General features: G+C 57.6%; 2 protein-coding genes. One reads left to right on the top strand and one right to left on the bottom strand.

Annotation, left to right across the window (positions count from 1 at the left end; all coding sequences use genetic code 11):
- The coding region (locus AB4Z23_RS27170; protein ID WP_441361142.1) for an oxidoreductase at positions 1 to 583 on the bottom strand (583 nt) is incomplete at its 3' end.
- 93 nt (positions 584 to 676) lie between these two features.
- On the opposite strand from AB4Z23_RS27170, the gene AB4Z23_RS27165 reads away from it, so the two are divergent.
- On the top strand, positions 677 to 1,086 hold a 410-nt coding region (locus AB4Z23_RS27165; protein ID WP_441361141.1), incomplete at its 3' end, for an AraC family transcriptional regulator.

Genomic DNA, 1,086 nt, shown 5'->3' with positions numbered 1-1,086 from the left:
GCTCTGTGCGGACCATGGAACGGCCTGCCCAGTCCGTCCGAAACGAGCCGGGGCAAAGGGTTGTTACGTGCACACCGAACGGCGCCATTTCCAAACGCATGACTTCTGAAATACCCTGCAACGCGAACTTGCTGCCGCAGTAATAGGCGATGCCGGGCATGGTGATCATGCCGCCCATCGACGTGACGTTGACGATAAAGCCGCTTCGGCGCTCACGGAACCTCGGGAGAAACGCCTTGGCGACTGCAACGGCGCCAAACACGTTCACGTCGAACTGGCGGCGCATCTCCTCGATCGGCGATTCCTCAAGCACACCCTCGTGACCGTATCCGGCATTGTTGATCAGCACATCGACTGGCCCGTGTTCGCCCTCCGCTTGCTGAACGACGTCAGGGATGCGGTCGAAATCGGTTACGTCGCAGAGGACCGGGCGCAGTTCCGGGAGGGCCTTTGCCAGCGCTTCACGCGAAGCTTCGGATCGGAGAGTCCCGATGACCCTGTGACCGGCTTCGATTGCGGCAGTGGCGATGGCCAGCCCAAAGCCCGAGTTCGCCCCTGTTATGAAAAACGTTTTGCTCGACATTTCTGAAACTCCTTGATTACCCGTTGATGTGACAGATAGTCTGGAGACAACGCGGGTTCGATTGCGGATCCTTTTAGAGTTTTGCCAATTCCTATGAACTGTAAAACGCCGCCCTCTACAGATAACCAGTGTGCCGCCTTGGCCGGACAACTCGCTCCTCGTCTTGGCTACAACCAGACCGGGCTCGGTTGTATCCGTATCCTACGCACGGAAGCAGTGCTGAATGACATTCCGGTTCTTTATAAGCCGGGTGCCGTGTTCGTATTGCAGGGGAGCAAACACGGCATTCTGGACGGGGAAATCTACCTCTACGACGAAGACCACTATCTTGCCGTTTCGGTGCCCGTTCCCTTCCGGATGACATCTACAGCCAGTCCACGGCGGCCACTGCTCGCGGTCTATTTAGAGTTCGACATGCAGATGGCGGCCGAGATCTCCACGCAGCTCGAAAAACTCGCCGGTCCTGCAAGCGTCAAGCCAAAAGGGCTCTTCTCGAGCAGGAT

This window comes from Agrobacterium sp. MCAB5 (assembly GCF_052114365.1).
In the GTDB taxonomy this organism is placed as follows: domain Bacteria; phylum Pseudomonadota; class Alphaproteobacteria; order Rhizobiales; family Rhizobiaceae; genus Agrobacterium; species Agrobacterium tumefaciens.
Note: the sequence above shows the minus strand (reverse complement) of the source record. Positions and strands in the feature narration are given on the sequence as shown.